This is a genomic window from Sphingorhabdus sp., assembly GCF_050921905.1.
Taxonomy (GTDB): Bacteria; Pseudomonadota; Alphaproteobacteria; order Sphingomonadales; family Sphingomonadaceae; genus Sphingorhabdus_B.
In genome coordinates this window covers 1,727,107-1,742,182 of sequence record NZ_CP050888.1, presented here as the reverse complement: position 1 = coordinate 1,742,182, position 15,076 = coordinate 1,727,107, and the positions used below count along the sequence as shown (strand labels likewise).

Sequence of the window (15,076 nt, the reverse complement as noted above, 5' to 3'; positions counted from 1 at the left end):
ACTTGACTCTCCCCTTTCAAAGTTTAATCGTCTGATTAAATTTCGAACAACAGGAGAGTGACTATGGCAGACGCCTATATTGTGGATGCGGTTCGAACCGCAGGTGGCCGTCGTGGCGGCAAGCTTGCCGGTGTGCATCCGGTGGATTTGGGCGCTGCGGTTCTTGATTCTATTGCAGACCGGAATGATTTTGACCCTGCGGCGATTGAAGACGTTATCATGGGATGCGTCATGCAGGGTGGCGAGCAAGCGGGCGACGTTGGTCGCAACATCGTGCTTGCGTCGCGCCTGCCAAATTCTATCCCTTCGGTTAGCATTGACCGCCAGTGCGGATCATCACAGCAGTCGATGATGTTTGCCGCCCAAGGCGTCATGTCAGGCACGCAGGACATTGTGCTTGCCGCTGGTATAGAAAGCATGACGCGCGTGCCAATGGGTTCGACATCTATGCTGTTCAAAAAAGAAGGCATGGGCACCTACAAAAGCCCACGTTTGGAAGAAGCCTATCCCGGCATCATGTTCAGCCAGTTCATGGGCGCTGAAATGCTGGTCAAAAAATATGGCTTTACCCGCGAAGACCTCGACCAGTTCGCGTTGGAATCGCATCAAAAGGCGATTGCGGCCTCGCAAAGCGGTGCATTTGCCAATGAAATCGTCGGCGTGGAAGTCGAGACGCCAGAGGGCAAGTTCGTCCACAATAGCGACGAAGGCATCCGCTATGACGCGACCTTTGAAAGCCTGTCGGGCGTAAAACTGCTGCAGGAAGGCGGGAGTATTACCGCCGCCAACGCCAGCCAGATCTGCGACGGCGCATCTGCGGTTCTGATCGTATCGGAAAAGGCGTTGAAAGAACATGGCCTGACCCCGCGCGCGCGGATCGTCAACCTGACGGTGACGGCGGGTGACCCGGTGATCATGTTGGAAGAACCATTGTTCGCAACCGACCGCGCGTTTCAGCGTTCGGGCATGAAAATATCCGACATTGACTTATATGAGGTCAATGAAGCCTTTGCACCGGTGCCTTTGGCTTGGCTCAAGCACATAGGCGGCGATCGTTCGAAGATAAATGTTCATGGCGGCGCAATTGCACTTGGCCATCCGCTTGGTGCATCGGGAACGAAGTTGATGGCAACATTACTGAATGCGCTGGAAGCACGTGGCGGGCGCTATGGCCTGCAAACGATGTGCGAAGGCGGCGGTCAGGCCAATGTCACGATTATTGAACGGGTTTAACTCGCGACCAGATAAACTTCACCGTAGCCCTGAGCCTGTCGAAGGGCGCTTATCGGTTAAACGCGCTTCGACGCAGCTCAGCACTACGGTATTTGGAAAAGGAATTTACATGAAATTGGATTCAACAGTCGCAGCCGTCGTCACTGGCGGCGCATCGGGACTTGGCGAAGCAACCGCACGGGCGCTCGCGGCAAAGGGTGTGCGGGTCGCGATTTTCGACTTGCAAGCCGACAAGGGCGAAGCGCTTGCCGCTGAAATTGGCGGCGTGTTTTGCAACGTAAATGTCACCAGCGACGAAAGCGTTGATGCTGGCTTTGCTAAGGCACGCGCGGCGCATGGTCAGGAACGTATCCTGGTAAATTGCGCTGGAACGGGCAACGCGGTTAAGACCGCCAGCCGTTCGAAGGAAGACGGATCGATCAAGCATTTCCCGCTCGATGCTTTTGACCGCATCATTCAGATCAACCTTGTTGGCACGTTCCGCTGCATCGCCAAGTCGGCAGCGGGCATGTTGACACTGGAGCCGATGGAAGACGGTGAACGTGGCGCGATGGTCAACACCGCGTCGGTGGCGGCTGAGGACGGCCAGATGGGGCAAGCGGCCTATTCCGCATCCAAGGGCGGTGTTGTCGGCATGACCTTGCCAATCGCGCGCGATTTGATGAGCGAAGGCATCCGCGTCAACACCATCCTGCCGGGTATTTTCAACACGCCGTTGATGAATGGTGCTCCGCAAACCGTCAAAGACGCCCTTGCTGCATCGGTGCCGTTTCCCAAGCGCCTTGGCCACCCGCATGAATTTGCGCAAGTTGCGATGACGATGATTGAATGTGGCTATTTCAACGGCGAAGATGTGCGCGTTGATGGTGCGATCCGCATGGCGCCCCGCTAAACGCAACCTATCGATGAAAAATAACCCCAAGCCCTGAGTTGTTAGCGCAATGCCTTTTGACGGGCGCATCCGCTATGCGACCGCTGCTCAGGGCTTCGTTTTTGTTGCGAGGCCAATTGCCATGACCGAATTCACCCAAATCCAATATGCTGTCGCCGACGGCATCGCGACCATCGCCATGAATCGTCCCGAAAAGATGAATGCATTCACCAATGTGATGATGCGCGAGATGTGCGCGGCGTTTGATTTGGTGGACGCTGATGATGCTGTGCGTGCGGTCATTGTAACGGGGGCAGGTGAACGTGCCTTTTGTGCGGGCGCGGACCTTACACCGGACGCGGGCGGCGATGTGTTCGCCAGCCGATCACAGGTCGAATCGCTTTCGGACGAACGCGTGCGCGATTCCGGCGGTCGGCTAACGTTGCGGATATTCCAGTGCAAAAAGCCGGTCATTGGCGCAATCAACGGCGCGGCGGTGGGCATTGGCGCAACGATGCAATTGCCGATGGATTTCCGTTTGGCGAGCGACACTGCGCGCTTCGGCTTTGTCTTTGCGCGGCGCGGGATTGTGCCGGAGGCGGCCTCTAGCTGGTTCCTGCCGCGCTTGGTTGGCATGCAACAGGCGTTGGAATGGTGCATGACAGGCCGGGTGTTCGATGCCGTCGAGGCGTTGAATGGCGGCCTCGTCCGCTCTGTCCATGCGCCGACCGAATTGATGGAAGCGGCGCGGGTGCTGGCGCGTGAGATAGCGGATAATACTGCGCCGGTATCCATTGCCCTGACGCGCGCCATGTTGTGGCGGCTGTCTGCTGCGGACCACCCGATGGCCGCGCATGCCATTGACAGCCGGGCAATTTACCGCCGTTCGCGGTCCGGCGATGCAAAAGAGGGCATCGCCAGCTTTCTGGAGAAACGCAGTCCGGTCTACCCCGATAAAGTTTCCACAGACTTGCCTGACTTCTTCCCATGGTGGGACGAACCTGTTTATAAGTAACCATTGTTTAATGGGGAGCGGGCACCAATGGCGACAACAGGACCGAGAATGGCAAGCGATTCATCCGATGGCAACACGGCGCGCGATCAATTGATCGAGGCCGCCAGCCAGATCATGCGCGAAGGGGATACGATTGACCTCTCGCTATCTGAATTGTCGTTTCGTGCTGGACTGAACAGTGCTCTGGTCAAATATTATTTCGGCAATAAAAATGGCCTGATGCTGGCGTTGCTTGATCGCGACATGGGCAATATCGTGCAAAGGCTTGGTGCTTTGGTGGCCAAAGACATGCCGCCTGCCGACAAATTGCGTGTCCATATTGGCGCGGTGATCGACACCTATCACGCCTTTCCTTACCTCAACCGCCTGTTGATGCGCATGGTCCGCGACAGCGCCCCTGCCGAAGCTGCGCGCATTGCGGAACTGTATCTCAAGCCGATTTCTAACGTCTATGAAGTGCTGATTACGCAGGGCGTAAAGGCGGGTAAGTTTCGCAAAACCGATCCGCAATTTTTTTACTTCACGGTAACAGGCGCAGCCGACCGTTTCTATTCATCACGGTTGGTGCTGCGCCATTGTTACAACCAAGACGATTTCGACGAGAATATGCGCGATGCCTATCGCGAGCATACCATTGACCTGATCATGCGCGGGTTGTTGGTTTAGGTTTATCCTCTCCCTATGGGAGAGGGAATTACATCCCCAATGCGGCCTTAATCTCATCTCCATCGGCATCCAGCATTGGCGGATGGGCGTAATTGGATACGGGCGTCCCGGCATAATGCACGGGATGCTTCATCGACCGATATTTGCCGATGTCCGGCGATTCTCGTTCTTCAAAAAACCCGACATCGGCCAAATGCGGATCGGCCAGCACATCGGCCATGCGGTTATATTTCATCGCCGGAATGTCATGCTGCGCCAATAGGTCAAGCCATTCGGCGGTGGTCCGCGTCGCGCTGACTTCCTCAATCAACGCATATAATTCGCCGGTGTGCTTGGTGCGCTCCTGATAGGTGGAAAAGCGCGGGTCGTCGAAGACATTGGGCCGCCCGCCCAGTTCAAAAAATGTCGCCCATTGCCGGTCATTATAAGGGACGATAGCAATAAAGCTGTCCTTGGTCGGATAAGGCCGCCGGCGCGGGTTGACCGAGCGCGTGTAGCCCATGCGGCCATTGCCGGGGATGAAGGTTTCGCCCCACAGATTTTCCACCATGTTGAACCAGGTGAAGCATTCAAACATCGGTACTTGGACAAACTGCCCGCCCTGTCCGCCGGCGCGGCCAAGCAATGCTGCCATCGTGGCGTTGGCGGCAAACAGCCCGCTGACCTTATCGGCGACAAGGCTGGGGGAATAAGTTGGCCGTCCGCCATCGCGCTGTTCGCTTAAGGCGGCAAAGCCCGAAGCGGCCTGAATGAGGTCGTCATATGCCTGCCGCTCGCCATAGGCACCGCCCGCGCCAAAGCCCGCGCAATGCACATAGACGATATTGGGGTTGATCGCCTTCACCGCCTCATAGCCAAAGCCAAGTCGCTCGACGCCAGCCATACGGACATTGTGGATGAAGACGTCGGCCTCTTCCAACAATGCCTCAAGAACGGCTTTGTCTTCGGGCTTTTTGATGTTGAGGTTGATCGCTTTTTTGTTGCGGTTGAGCGCGGTGAAAATCGGCCCATGCTGCTTGGTAGGCGAATCGCCGCCATGGCGCATCATGTCGCCCGGCGTATTGCCCTGGCTATTTTCGATCTTGATAACCTCGGCGCCCAGATCGGCCAATTGCACCGTGGCATAAGGCCCAAGCACGACCGTGGCCATGTCCACGACCTTAATGCCCTTCAACGGCCCGGTTGGTTCTGTGTCCCATTTCAATTTCGGCCATTTCGCCATGTGCGCTCTCCCAAAGTCCTTGCATCAACTGCTAGCATATTTAAGCGTGCAGTTAAGAGATAATCGGGAGAGCAACATGGGCAATTTTGACGCGCGCGCGCCAGTGATCATTGGCGTAGGTGAGGCCAGCCGGAAAACCGTCGCTGGCGAATGGCCTGCCCCACGTGACTTGGCGGGAGCCGCCATCAAAGTGGCACTCGCCGATACTGGGCAGTCGCAAGCCGTTGCCGCCGTGATTCACACCATCGCCGCCATCCGGACGTTTGAGGATAGCGGCGTCAGCCTTGGCACAGGCTCTCCCGATAACGCGCCAGAGGCCTTTGGCGCTGCGGGCGGGATTACGGCAAACCGCCTGATCTATGCCGATCTTGGCGGACAAAGCCCGCAGGCGATGTTGAACGAACTGGCCGGTGACATAAGACGCGGTACTTGCGACATGGCGGTGTTGGTCGCGGCTGAAGCGACGGGCACTGCCAAGCGCGCACGCAAGGCGGGCATATCATTGGACTGGAGCCTTCCTTCGGAAACCCCGTTCGACAATCGGCTGTCCAGCTTCCCAATTCTAAGCCGCACCGAAATACGCCATGGCATCATTTCCATGCCGCTGGCGTATAGCCTCATTGAAAATGCGCGGCGGATGGCGCTCGGCCTTGACGGTGCCGCTTATGCCCGCGAGATGGCGGCCTTATGGTCCGCTCTCTCCATTAAGGCCGAAACACGGCTCCATGCACAATTCCCCGGTTTTCGATCCCCCGAAGCGCTGCAAAGCGACGACAATGCCAATTACCCGCTGACCGACATCTACCGCCGCTGGCATGTGGCGCAGGATGCGGTTGATCTGGGTGGCGCGGTCATCCTGACTAGCGCAGGCAAGGCGCGCGATTTGGGCGTTCCGCAAGACAAATGGGTGTGGCTGGCGGGCGCTGCCGAGGCCGCAGAGCCACCCTTGTCCGAACGGGCCGTTATCCATCGTTCCGCCGCGCTCGATTTCGCCATTCCTGCGGCGCTGGGTCAAGCTGGCCTTGCCGTGACCGACCTTGGTCCAGTGGATATTTATAGCTGCTTTCCCTGCGCGGTCTTCGCGGCAGTGGACAGCATGCAGGATGCAGGCCGGGCGCTCGGTGATTATACGCTCACCGGCGGGCTCACTTTCTTCGGCGGCCCGGGCAATGGCTATGGCGTGTATAATATCGCCGCGATGGTCGACGCGCTGCGCCGTGATGGGGCCAAGCCCGCCATGATAACGGCCAATGGCGGCGTGATGTCAAAGCAAGCGGTCGGTTTTTACACCGCAACGCAGCCCAGCGTTCCGTGGTCCGGCGACGTGGCAAAGGGCTATGCCCCTACACCGCGCGCGCTCGATGATGCGCCGCAGGGCAAGGCGCGGGTGCGCAGCTTTGTGCGCCCGGCAGTTAAGGACGGTTTTGGTCCGGCGACGGTTCTGCTGGAAACCGAATGTGGCGCGCGGGCGATGGCGGTGATCGATTGTCCGGTGGATGCCGACCTTGGCAACGCGGTCGTTCACGTCACCCCGGGCGAAAAACGCCATATTGCGGCATTTGTCTGATAATCTGTGGTTCATCCTGCTGGGTATATGTTATGCTGCTCGCGTGATCCGGAGAAAATCGATGCACATTCTCAAATTGGCCGTCTTTGCCTTTCCTTTGACACTGGTAGCTGCGTGCGGACAAGTGGACAGCACGCCAAAACCGCTGACCGAGAAACAGAGCGCAGTCTTGATGAAAGAACTGAACGGCAAGGTCGCGGGCAAGCCGGTAAATTGTATCAGCGACTTTAACGCCACCAACACTATCCGTGTTAGCGACAATATCCTGCTCTACCGCGTATCCGGCCGCTTGGTGTATCAAAACAACTTACGATCCGCTTGCAGCGGACTTGCGCGGGACAATGACATCATTGTGTCCGAACAATTTGGCAGCCAAAAATGCAAAGGCGACATCATCCGCCTTGTGGACCGGACCAGCGGCATGACCGGCGGCGTTTGCAGCCTTGGCGAATTCGTGCCTTATCGAAGCGAAAAGACGACCGATTAATCGCGCTGCAATTCCTGCAGCACAGCGACGTGGAAATTCTCTGGCTGGTCAAGCATGATGAAATGTCGGCTGTCGCTGATTTTCACCATTTTTGGGTTGGGGAAATTTTTATATTCCACGGCATATAAGGCATCGGTAGTCCCAGCGGGCATGACTGCAGCATCCTCGGCATAAATCACGCTTACAGCTACCTTGATTTTGCCAAGTTCGGGCCGAACGTCGGTCACCATATCATCATATAGCGCTTGCGCCACGACGCGCGAGTCCGACTGTCGCGTCCATCGCGCAACCTTTGTCCGGCCGGCAGCGGATTTGGACAGAAATCCGGCCTGACTATATGCGCCGGGATCGACATCTTGGGCCTGATCGGCCTGCGGGGTTTGCGCTCTGGTCGCTGCTGCGATCGCTTGGGCCTGCGGCCTGATGGCGTCTACCGTATTTATGCGAAAGATAGGCCCGATAAATGGCAGGGCATCGACGATGATCAACTTCGATGCGGATTCGGCGTGATCGATGCCGATCATCAGTGCCGATAGTCCGCCCAGAGAATGGCCAATGATGACTGGCGCAGGACGACCTTTGTCCAGAATTTTGGTTCGGATATATTGGCTGAGCTCAGCAACAAATGGCGCAAGCACCGGACCTTCGGCATTCATGCCAGCTGCATCGCCAAAGCCCCGAATTTGGACAAGATGAAGCCGGTAATTTCCTTTAAGGGCGTCTCGTGTGCTATCCCACACGCTGCGTGGAGATGCGATCCCCGGGATCAGGATGATATCACGCCCTTCGCCTTCCACGTCGACCGTGAAGCGAATTCTCTCAATCAACGCATTTTCGGACGCTCGGCTCGCTGGTTGCAGAGCTATGGGTGTTGCCGAGGCATTGGTCGCGTTGAGGGCAACAGAGAGTGCAAGAAAAATCGGAAAAGCAATACGGCGCATCATTTGGCTCCCTGATTAAAAAACGCGCATTAATCGCGCAGGAATATCTCTTCGATTTGAAGCGAAAAAAGGTCAGCTATGCGAAAGGCCAAGGGCAGCGACGGGTCATATTTACCCGTTTCAATGGCGTTCACCGACTGACGCGAAACGCCCAATGCATCGGCCAAGTCTTGCTGATTCCAATCGCGTTCCGCACGCAGGACTTTGAGGCGGTTTTTCATGCCTTCCAACGCACAATCGGGGCGGCGATACCAAGCATCGCGAGCCAGATGACCCCCATCCATTGGGGTCCGGTGGCCACAACATCATACACATTCAGAAACTGCCAGACGGTAACGATGGTCAGGGTAATGCCCGTCGCGAGCAGCGTCTGTTTCGCCAAAAGGAGCCGTTGATATTCATCGTCAATTTCCACAAACAGGCGGAATATCGTCCAAAAGACCCCAATGATGGGAAAGGCGCTGATGACCGCAAGCCCAATCAGCGTCGCCTGCCCATGTTCGGCACCGCCACGCGCAAAAGTCAGGCCGCCGATCAGGATCAGGAGATAAGCGGTCATGAAAAATATGATCCTGATCGTATATCGCCGCATATATGGGGGAAGCTTGTTTGTGAATTTCATATCAAGTGACCTTATAAAATAGACAAGGACACTTTACTTGCAGATTCGATTTTGTCAAGCGTCCTTTCCAATTCACATCAATATCCTGCACATCGGCTACTTGGTCTGCCATCTAGCGCACTTGCGACTTCGCCTCTGGGCTGGCAAAGGGACGCTTCCAAACCGCAGATGAAAGCAAGATACTCCATGTCCGAGATGATCCGCATTACCCTTCCCGATGGCACTGCCCGTGAAGTCGCGCGCGGGACTACCCCTGCGGACATTGCCGCCGCGATTGGCCCGGGTTTAGCCAAGGCAGCGATTGCGGCGCGCGTCGATGGAGAATTGCGCGATATCATGCGCCCGATTGAGGCCGATGCCCAGTTGGCGTTGGTGACCAGCCGCGACGAGGCGGACGCGCTGGAGCTCGCCCGGCACGATTTCGCGCATATATTGGCAGAGGCGGTGCAGGCGCTGTATCCGGGCACGCAAATCACTTTTGGCCCATCGACCGATGACGGTTTTTATTATGACGTCATGGCACCTGCCACACGCGGGCCGTTCACAATGGATGATCTGCCGGCGATTGAAGAACACATGCGCGCGATCATCCGCGCCGATAAGCCGCTGCGCCGCGAAGTCATGGCGCGTGACGCCTTGATTGCGAGTTGGCAGAATGCCGGTGAGAGCTTCAAGGCTGAGTGGGCGGCGGAATTGCCGGAGGGCGAGGAATTGTCCGTCTATTGGTCCGGCAATGACTGGATGGACATGTGTCGTGGTCCGCATTTGGCCTCAACGGGTAAGTTGGATCCTGCGGCGTTCAAGCTGACGCGGGTGGCGGGTGCCTATTGGCGCGGCGACCAGAATAATCCGCAATTAAGCCGGATATACGGCACGGGCTGGCTAAATAAAAAGCAATTGGACGCGCATCTTCTCCGGCTGGAGGAGGCCGCCAAGCGCGACCATCGCCGTCTGGGCCAAGAGATGGACCTGTTCCATTTGCAGCAAGAGGCGCATGGTTCGGTGTTCTGGCATCCCAATGGCTATCTGATCTGGCGCGAACTTGAGGGTTATATGCGCCGCGCGATTGACGGCGCTGGTTATAAAGAAGTCAAAACGCCGCAAGTCATGGATGCACGGCAATGGGAGCAATCGGGGCATTGGGGCAAATATCGCGCCAATATGTTTGTGATCCCTGATGAAGTGCCCAATGTCGACGATGAAGGCCCGGTGATTTCGGGCGATGCCGACTGGATGGCGTTGAAGCCGATGAACTGCCCCGCGCATGTTCTGATTTTCCGCCAGGGTATTAAGTCCTATCGCGACTTACCCTTGCGCATTTACGAAAATGGCTGTTGCCACCGCAACGAACCGCATGGTGCGTTGCATGGCCTGATGCGCGTGCGCCAGTTTACGCAGGATGACGCGCACATCTTTTGCCGCGAAGACCAGATTGTCGAAGAGGTGCAGGCGTTCTGCGCGCTGGCCGATCGGGTCTACAAGGAATTTGGTTTTACCTATTCGATCAAGCTCGCTCTGCGTCCTGAACAACGGTTCGGGTCCGATGCGGATTGGGACAAAGCGGAAAACGAACTGCGCGATGCCGTGGTCCGCGCTGGCCTTGCGACGTCCGAATTTGGTTGGGAAGAACTGCCCGGCGAAGGTGCTTTCTACGCGCCAAAGCTGGAATGGCATTTAACCGACGCGATTGGCCGGACGTGGCAGGTTGGCACGATTCAATCCGACCGCGTATTGCCCGAGCGTCTCGACGCAAGCTATGTTGGTGAGGATGGCGCTCGCCACCGGCCGGTCATGCTGCACCGCGCGATATTCGGCAGCTACGAACGCTTTATCGGCATCTTGATCGAACATTATGCGGGCCGATTCCCGGTCTGGCTCGCGCCCGTGCAGGCCGTGGTCGCAACGATTACGTCGGAGGCCGATGGCTATGCCCATGATGTCACCGCGAAGTTGAAGGCGGCGGGCATTCGTGTTGAGGCCGATACACGCAACGAAAAAATCAATTACAAGGTGCGCGAACATAGCGTTGCCAAGGTGCCGCATTTGTTGGTGGTCGGCATGCGTGAGGCAGAAGAGGGCAAGGTCGCAATCCGCAGCCTTGGCTCCGATGGCCAGCATATCATGACGCTCGAAGAGGCGATTGATATGCTCAAGCATGAAGCAACGCCGCCCGATTTGCGTTGAACCCATATACGTTTTTCAAGGAGAATGTGATGAAAACACTATCATTGACGCTTGCAGCCGTATTTTTCTTGGCCGCCTGCCAGCAACCAGCGGCGGAGCAAGCCGCCGAAACCCCAGCGGCAAAGGCAGATGCGACCGCCAGCTACAATGCCGCGCAAAAGGCTTATGCTGCGGCCAATGACAAGATGCATGTCGGCATGGGCAATATCCATGCCGACGCCGATATTGCCTTCATGCAAGGCATGATCCCGCACCATAGGGGCGCGGTTGACATGGCGAAGGTTGCGCTGGAGCATGGCAAGGACCCCGAAGTGCGCGCGCTTGCGCAAAAGGTCATCGCCGCGCAAGAAGCCGAGATAAAGGACATGCAGGCATGGCTCGACAAAAAGGGCGTGGCTGCGGAAAAGCCGCTGACCGCCGCTGACCATGCCGCCATGGGGCATTGAACATTCAAGACCTGATTGGAGTTACCACAGCGCAATTGTCGCTGTTGGCGGGGATGACTTTTGGTGCGGCCTATATTCGCGGGCTGACTGGCTTTGGCATGGCGATCATTCTTGTGCCTTTGTTCGGGTTGATTGTGAAACCGGGTGAGGCGGTGGTTATTGCCATATTGCTTCAGGTGCTGATTGGGCCTGTTGGGTTGAAAGTCATTTACGCCGACGCCCACCGGCAAAGTGCGCTGACGATTGCGGCTTTTGCCATTTTGACAACGCCGCTGGGGATTTGGTTGCTGATGCATACCAGTCCAAATGTTGCGCGGTTGATGATTGCTGCCATCGCGATTGGGGCGTTTGTGCTCGTGCTGCTGCCGCAACGCGGGGAGCTGCGTCCCGGGCCGAAGGAAACGGCACTTACGGGAATCGCCTCGGGCATATTGACCGGTTTTGCCGCAATGCCGGGCCCGCCCGTCGTGCCCTTTTATCTGCGCCAGCCAATCCCGCCCAAGGAAGCGCGGGCATCGATGATGCTGGTGTTTTTCGCCACCGCGATTGCGGGCACGATATCGGCTTATGTCCTTGGATTGGCGAACGCGCGCCTGTTGTGGTTATCGTTGTTGCTGTTCCCGTCGGTGCTGCTGGGCAACTGGCTTGGCGCGAAATCCTTTGGCAGGGTAGCACCGACTTTGTGGCGCAGTTTTGTCGCTGGCATTCTTGGTCTTGCCGGGCTTTCGGCTGTTTTGCGGTTACTGAATTAGGCCGCGTTCACGGCCTAAAGCTTATTTCCCGAACTTGCGCTGCGTTTTGCCATAACGCATTTTGCGCGTGCCGGGCTGGCCTTCGGTGGCGCGGCCCTTGGGGGCAGCAACATGCTGCGGGTGCGGCAGGCCAAGTTCACTTGCCTCCAGTGAACGGATTTCGTCGCGCAGGCGGCCAGCCTCTTCGAACTCCAAATCGGCGGCTGCAGCGCGCATCTTCTTTTCCAGATCATCAATATAGGCCCGCAAATTATGCCCGACGAGGTTGTTGGCACCGTCGGCGTCAATCTCGACAAGCACCGAATCGCGGCTGGCCGTGTCGGCGACGATGTCGTGAATGTCGCGCTTGATCGTGGCCGGGGTGATCCCATGTGCGATATTGTAAGCATGCTGCTTTTCACGGCGGCGGTCGGTTTCGCGAATGGCGCGTTCCATGCTGCCGGTCATTCGGTCGGCATATAGGATCACGCGGCCTTCAATGTTGCGCGCCGCGCGACCGATCGTCTGGATTAAGGACGTTTCGCTGCGCAGGAAACCTTCTTTGTCGGCATCCAATATCGCGACTAGCGCGCATTCGGGAATATCGAGACCTTCCCGCAGCAAGTTGATACCCACCAACACGTCATACACCCCGCGCCGCAGGTCGCGGATCAGCTCAATGCGCTCCAAAGTCTCGACATCGCTGTGCATATATCGCACGCGCAGCCCCGCTTCGTGCATGAACTCGGTAAGGTCCTCCGCCATGCGCTTGGTCAGCGTGGTGACCAACGTGCGGAATCCCGCTTGCGCCGTTTTGCGGCATTCGTTTATGCAATCCTGCACTTGGTCTTCGACAGGCTTGATCTCAACCGGCGGGTCGATCAGTCCCGTTGGACGAATGACCTGTTCGGCAAAGACGCCGCCCGATTGCTCCATTTCCCACCCGCCCGGCGTTGCCGAAACGCACACCGTTTGAGGGCGCATGATGTCCCATTCGTTGAAACGCAGTGGCCGGTTATCGATGCATGACGGCAGGCGGAAACCATATTCGGCCAAGGTCAGCTTGCGCCGATGGTCGCCCTTGGCCATTGCACCGATTTGCGGCACCGTCTGGTGGCTTTCGTCAACGAACAAAAGCGCATTGTCGGGCAGATATTCAAACAAGGTTGGCGGTGGCTCACCTGGCAAGCGGCCCGTTAGAAAGCGCGAATAATTTTCGATGCCGGCACATGAACCCGTTGCGGCAATCATCTCAAGATCGAAATTGGTCCGCTCCTCTAACCGCTGCGCTTCCAGCAATTTGCCCTCGGAAACAAGCTCCTTCAACCGCTCAGTCAGCTCAAAGCGGATTGCTTCGCTGGCTTGCTTCATCGTTGGACCGGGGGTGACATAATGGCTGTTGGCGTAAACGCGCACGCTGTTCAACTTCGCGCCTGTATTGCCGGTCAGCGGGTCGAACTCCGCAATCTCCTCAATCTCGTCGCCAAAGAAACTGACGCGCCACGCGGTATCTTCGTAATGCGATGGGAATATTTCGAGATTGTCGCCGCGCACGCGGAAATTACCACGGCCAAAGGCCATGTCGTTGCGCTTATATTGAAGCGCGACAAGCTTGCGGATCAATTCACGCTGATCAACGCTTTCGCCCTTTTTCAGGTCGAAAATCATCGCAGAATATGTTTCGACGGAGCCGATGCCGTAAATACATGACACCGAAGCGACAATGATCACGTCGTCGCGTTCCAGCAAAGACCGAGTCGCCGAATGGCGCATCCGATCAATCGCTTCGTTTACGCTCGATTCCTTTTCGATATAGGTGTCGCTGCGCGGGACATAGGCCTCGGGCTGGTAATAGTCATAATAAGAGACGAAATATTCCACTGCGTTGTCGGGGAAGAAGCTTTTAAACTCGCCATATAGCTGCGCCGCCAGTATCTTATTTGGCGCAAGGATAAGCGCCGGACGTTGCAATTTTTCAATGACTTGTGCCACGGTAAAGGTCTTACCCGATCCAGTGACGCCCAACAGAACCTGATTTTTTTCCCCCGTCAGTGCCGTTTCGACAAGTTCGCGAATGGCCGTCGGCTGGTCGCCGGCCGGCGCATAATCCGACACGATCTTAAACGGCCTGCCCCCCTCCAGCTTGGACGGGCGTTCCGGGCGGTGCGGGGTGAAGGTGCCAACCGTGTCCGGTTCTTCCAGCCCACGGCGGATGATGAGCTCTGCCATGTTCGCTATATGTGCTTTGCACGCAGCAAGGGCAAGAGGCGTGCGCAGGATTGCGGCCCGATGCACCAAATTTACTTTCCTACACGGCAGATATTTGTTTTATACTTCGCCATGAAGGAGGAACGTAACGGGGTTGCGATGAATACAGACGCAACGGAGGTTTATACGGGCGTTATTCGCGGCAAAAGCAGGCGTTTTAGGTGAGACCTTAGGTCACAGACTCATTATGTCTCAACCAGATCCGGATTGATGCGAGTTGGACAGATGCGAGATAATTATCGTCTCTTTGATCGTATCGCGTGGCAACTGCTCTGAAGTGCTTGAGTTTATTAAAGAAGCGCTCGACGAGGTTGCGTTGCTTATAGAGGAGGTGACTAAATACCGGTTTGATCACGCGTTGCGGCATGGCGCGGATATTGGCCCTGGCACCGCGCGCCTCCATTTCGGCGCGCAACGCATCGGAGTCATAAGCCCGGTCGGCGAGCAGGATATCCCCTTTGCCGACGGTATCGAACATGTCTACTGCACTGCGACCATCGGCGGCTTGCCCTTCGGTCAGCTTGAGCATGATCGGCATGCCCATCGCATCGACCAGTGCATGTATCTTGGTGGTCAGGCCGCCACGCGAGTGACCCATGCAACGGGATCGCTGGTCTTTTTTTTACCATTGGCTCCATGTTGATGAACCCGGATCGAAGACGAGTCGATCATCTGGATATCGCCTTCGTAAGCCACGGAAACTGCATCCAATATATGCTTCCACACACCGGCTCTGCGCCAGCGGTTGAACCGGTTCACATAGTGTGACCTTTCAACGGCTTTTTTTATCGCTGTTGCCTTTTGAGGCGGGCGGCGACACTAA

Annotated in this window: 14 protein-coding genes and 1 pseudogene; 9 read left to right on the top strand and 6 right to left on the bottom strand. The window is 56.8% G+C overall.

The window, feature by feature from the left end:
- Positions 1-63 precede the first annotated feature (63 nt).
- From HEQ18_RS08490 to HEQ18_RS08475, 4 genes are all read left to right on the top strand, one after another.
- Positions 64-1,233 (top strand): acetyl-CoA C-acetyltransferase, encoded by a 1,170-nt coding sequence (locus HEQ18_RS08490; protein WP_432814365.1) that lies wholly within the window; start codon positions 64-66, stop codon positions 1,231-1,233.
- A 109-nt stretch (positions 1,234-1,342) separates the two neighbouring features.
- On the top strand, positions 1,343-2,125 hold the full coding sequence (locus HEQ18_RS08485) for an SDR family NAD(P)-dependent oxidoreductase (RefSeq protein ID WP_432814364.1): 783 nt from the start codon (positions 1,343-1,345) through the stop codon (positions 2,123-2,125).
- A 121-nt stretch (positions 2,126-2,246) separates the two neighbouring features.
- Positions 2,247-3,119, top strand: coding sequence for a crotonase/enoyl-CoA hydratase family protein (locus HEQ18_RS08480; protein WP_432814363.1), 873 nt, complete (start codon positions 2,247-2,249; stop codon positions 3,117-3,119).
- Between the two features lie 48 nt (positions 3,120-3,167).
- On the top strand, positions 3,168-3,785 hold the full coding sequence (locus HEQ18_RS08475) for a TetR family transcriptional regulator (protein ID WP_397606158.1): 618 nt from the start codon (positions 3,168-3,170) through the stop codon (positions 3,783-3,785).
- A 28-nt stretch (positions 3,786-3,813) separates the two neighbouring features.
- Here HEQ18_RS08475 and HEQ18_RS08470 read toward each other — a convergent pair whose 3' ends face one another.
- Positions 3,814-5,007: a CaiB/BaiF CoA transferase family protein gene (locus HEQ18_RS08470; RefSeq protein ID WP_432814362.1), complete on the bottom strand. Its 1,194-nt coding sequence runs from the start codon at positions 5,005-5,007 to the stop codon at positions 3,814-3,816.
- Between the two features lie 76 nt (positions 5,008-5,083).
- Here HEQ18_RS08470 and HEQ18_RS08465 point away from each other — a divergent pair, with 76 nt between their 5' ends.
- The gene (locus HEQ18_RS08465; protein ID WP_432814361.1) at positions 5,084-6,574 is read left to right on the top strand and encodes a hypothetical protein; all 1,491 of its coding nucleotides are present in this window, start codon (positions 5,084-5,086) and stop codon (positions 6,572-6,574) included.
- Positions 6,575-6,635: 61 nt separating this feature from the next.
- Positions 6,636-7,061 carry a hypothetical protein gene (locus HEQ18_RS08460; RefSeq protein WP_432814360.1) on the top strand — a complete coding sequence of 142 codons (426 nt, stop codon included), beginning with the start codon at positions 6,636-6,638 and terminating at the stop codon, positions 7,059-7,061.
- On the opposite strand, the gene HEQ18_RS08455 is transcribed toward HEQ18_RS08460, so the two are convergent.
- From HEQ18_RS08455 to HEQ18_RS08445, 3 genes are read right to left on the bottom strand one after another with little or no spacing between them, the layout of a single operon-like run.
- Complete coding sequence (locus HEQ18_RS08455; protein ID WP_432814359.1) at positions 7,058-8,005, bottom strand: alpha/beta fold hydrolase; 948 nt, start codon at positions 8,003-8,005, stop codon at positions 7,058-7,060. The two genes, HEQ18_RS08460 and HEQ18_RS08455, sit on opposite strands and share 4 nt — an antisense overlap.
- A gap of 26 nt (positions 8,006-8,031) precedes the next feature.
- Entirely contained in the window at positions 8,032-8,223 is a 192-nt protein-coding gene (locus tag HEQ18_RS08450) for a helix-turn-helix transcriptional regulator (RefSeq protein ID WP_397602280.1), read from the bottom strand.
- Positions 8,220-8,561 (bottom strand): hypothetical protein, encoded by a 342-nt coding sequence (locus HEQ18_RS08445; protein ID WP_432814358.1) that lies wholly within the window; start codon positions 8,559-8,561, stop codon positions 8,220-8,222. The genes HEQ18_RS08450 and HEQ18_RS08445 overlap by 4 nt, the downstream gene beginning before the upstream one ends.
- A 249-nt stretch (positions 8,562-8,810) precedes the next feature.
- Here HEQ18_RS08445 and thrS point away from each other — a divergent pair, with 249 nt between their 5' ends.
- From thrS to HEQ18_RS08430, 3 genes are read left to right on the top strand one after another with little or no spacing between them, the layout of a single operon-like run.
- Positions 8,811-10,808 carry a threonine--tRNA ligase gene (gene thrS / locus HEQ18_RS08440; protein ID WP_432814357.1) on the top strand — a complete coding sequence of 666 codons (1,998 nt, stop codon included), beginning with the start codon at positions 8,811-8,813 and terminating at the stop codon, positions 10,806-10,808.
- Positions 10,809-10,837: 29 nt separating this feature from the next.
- Positions 10,838-11,254: a CopM family metallochaperone gene (gene copM / locus HEQ18_RS08435; RefSeq protein ID WP_432814356.1), complete on the top strand. Its 417-nt coding sequence runs from the start codon at positions 10,838-10,840 to the stop codon at positions 11,252-11,254.
- Positions 11,251-12,006 carry a sulfite exporter TauE/SafE family protein gene (locus HEQ18_RS08430; RefSeq protein WP_432814355.1) on the top strand — a complete coding sequence of 252 codons (756 nt, stop codon included), beginning with the start codon at positions 11,251-11,253 and terminating at the stop codon, positions 12,004-12,006. Before copM ends, HEQ18_RS08430 begins: the two co-directional genes overlap by 4 nt.
- 21 nt (positions 12,007-12,027) lie before the next feature.
- On the opposite strand, the gene uvrB is transcribed toward HEQ18_RS08430, so the two are convergent.
- A complete protein-coding gene (gene uvrB, locus HEQ18_RS08425) occupies positions 12,028-14,214 on the bottom strand; it encodes an excinuclease ABC subunit UvrB (RefSeq protein WP_432815978.1) in 2,187 nt (728 codons plus the stop codon).
- A 208-nt stretch (positions 14,215-14,422) separates the two neighbouring features.
- Positions 14,423-15,009 (bottom strand): annotated as a pseudogene (locus tag HEQ18_RS08420) (IS5 family transposase); the annotation flags it as partial.
- Positions 15,010-15,076: the final 67 nt, after the last annotated feature.

Coding starts and splice junctions, on each gene's coding strand:
- copM (WP_432814356.1), top strand. CDS start 10,838: ATGAAAACACTATCATTGACGCTTGCAGCCGTATTTTTCTTGGCCGCC.
- thrS (WP_432814357.1), top strand. CDS start 8,811: ATGTCCGAGATGATCCGCATTACCCTTCCCGATGGCACTGCCCGTGAA.
- HEQ18_RS08470 (WP_432814362.1), bottom strand. CDS start 5,007: ATGGCGAAATGGCCGAAATTGAAATGGGACACAGAACCAACCGGGCCG.
- uvrB (WP_432815978.1), bottom strand. CDS start 14,214: ATGGCAGAGCTCATCATCCGCCGTGGGCTGGAAGAACCGGACACGGTT.
- HEQ18_RS08475 (WP_397606158.1), top strand. CDS start 3,168: ATGGCAAGCGATTCATCCGATGGCAACACGGCGCGCGATCAATTGATC.
- HEQ18_RS08490 (WP_432814365.1), top strand. CDS start 64: ATGGCAGACGCCTATATTGTGGATGCGGTTCGAACCGCAGGTGGCCGT.
- HEQ18_RS08485 (WP_432814364.1), top strand. CDS start 1,343: ATGAAATTGGATTCAACAGTCGCAGCCGTCGTCACTGGCGGCGCATCG.
- HEQ18_RS08465 (WP_432814361.1), top strand. CDS start 5,084: ATGGGCAATTTTGACGCGCGCGCGCCAGTGATCATTGGCGTAGGTGAG.
- HEQ18_RS08480 (WP_432814363.1), top strand. CDS start 2,247: ATGACCGAATTCACCCAAATCCAATATGCTGTCGCCGACGGCATCGCG.
- HEQ18_RS08445 (WP_432814358.1), bottom strand. CDS start 8,561: ATGACCGCTTATCTCCTGATCCTGATCGGCGGCCTGACTTTTGCGCGT.
- HEQ18_RS08460 (WP_432814360.1), top strand. CDS start 6,636: ATGCACATTCTCAAATTGGCCGTCTTTGCCTTTCCTTTGACACTGGTA.
- HEQ18_RS08455 (WP_432814359.1), bottom strand. CDS start 8,005: ATGATGCGCCGTATTGCTTTTCCGATTTTTCTTGCACTCTCTGTTGCC.
- HEQ18_RS08450 (WP_397602280.1), bottom strand. CDS start 8,223: ATGAAAAACCGCCTCAAAGTCCTGCGTGCGGAACGCGATTGGAATCAG.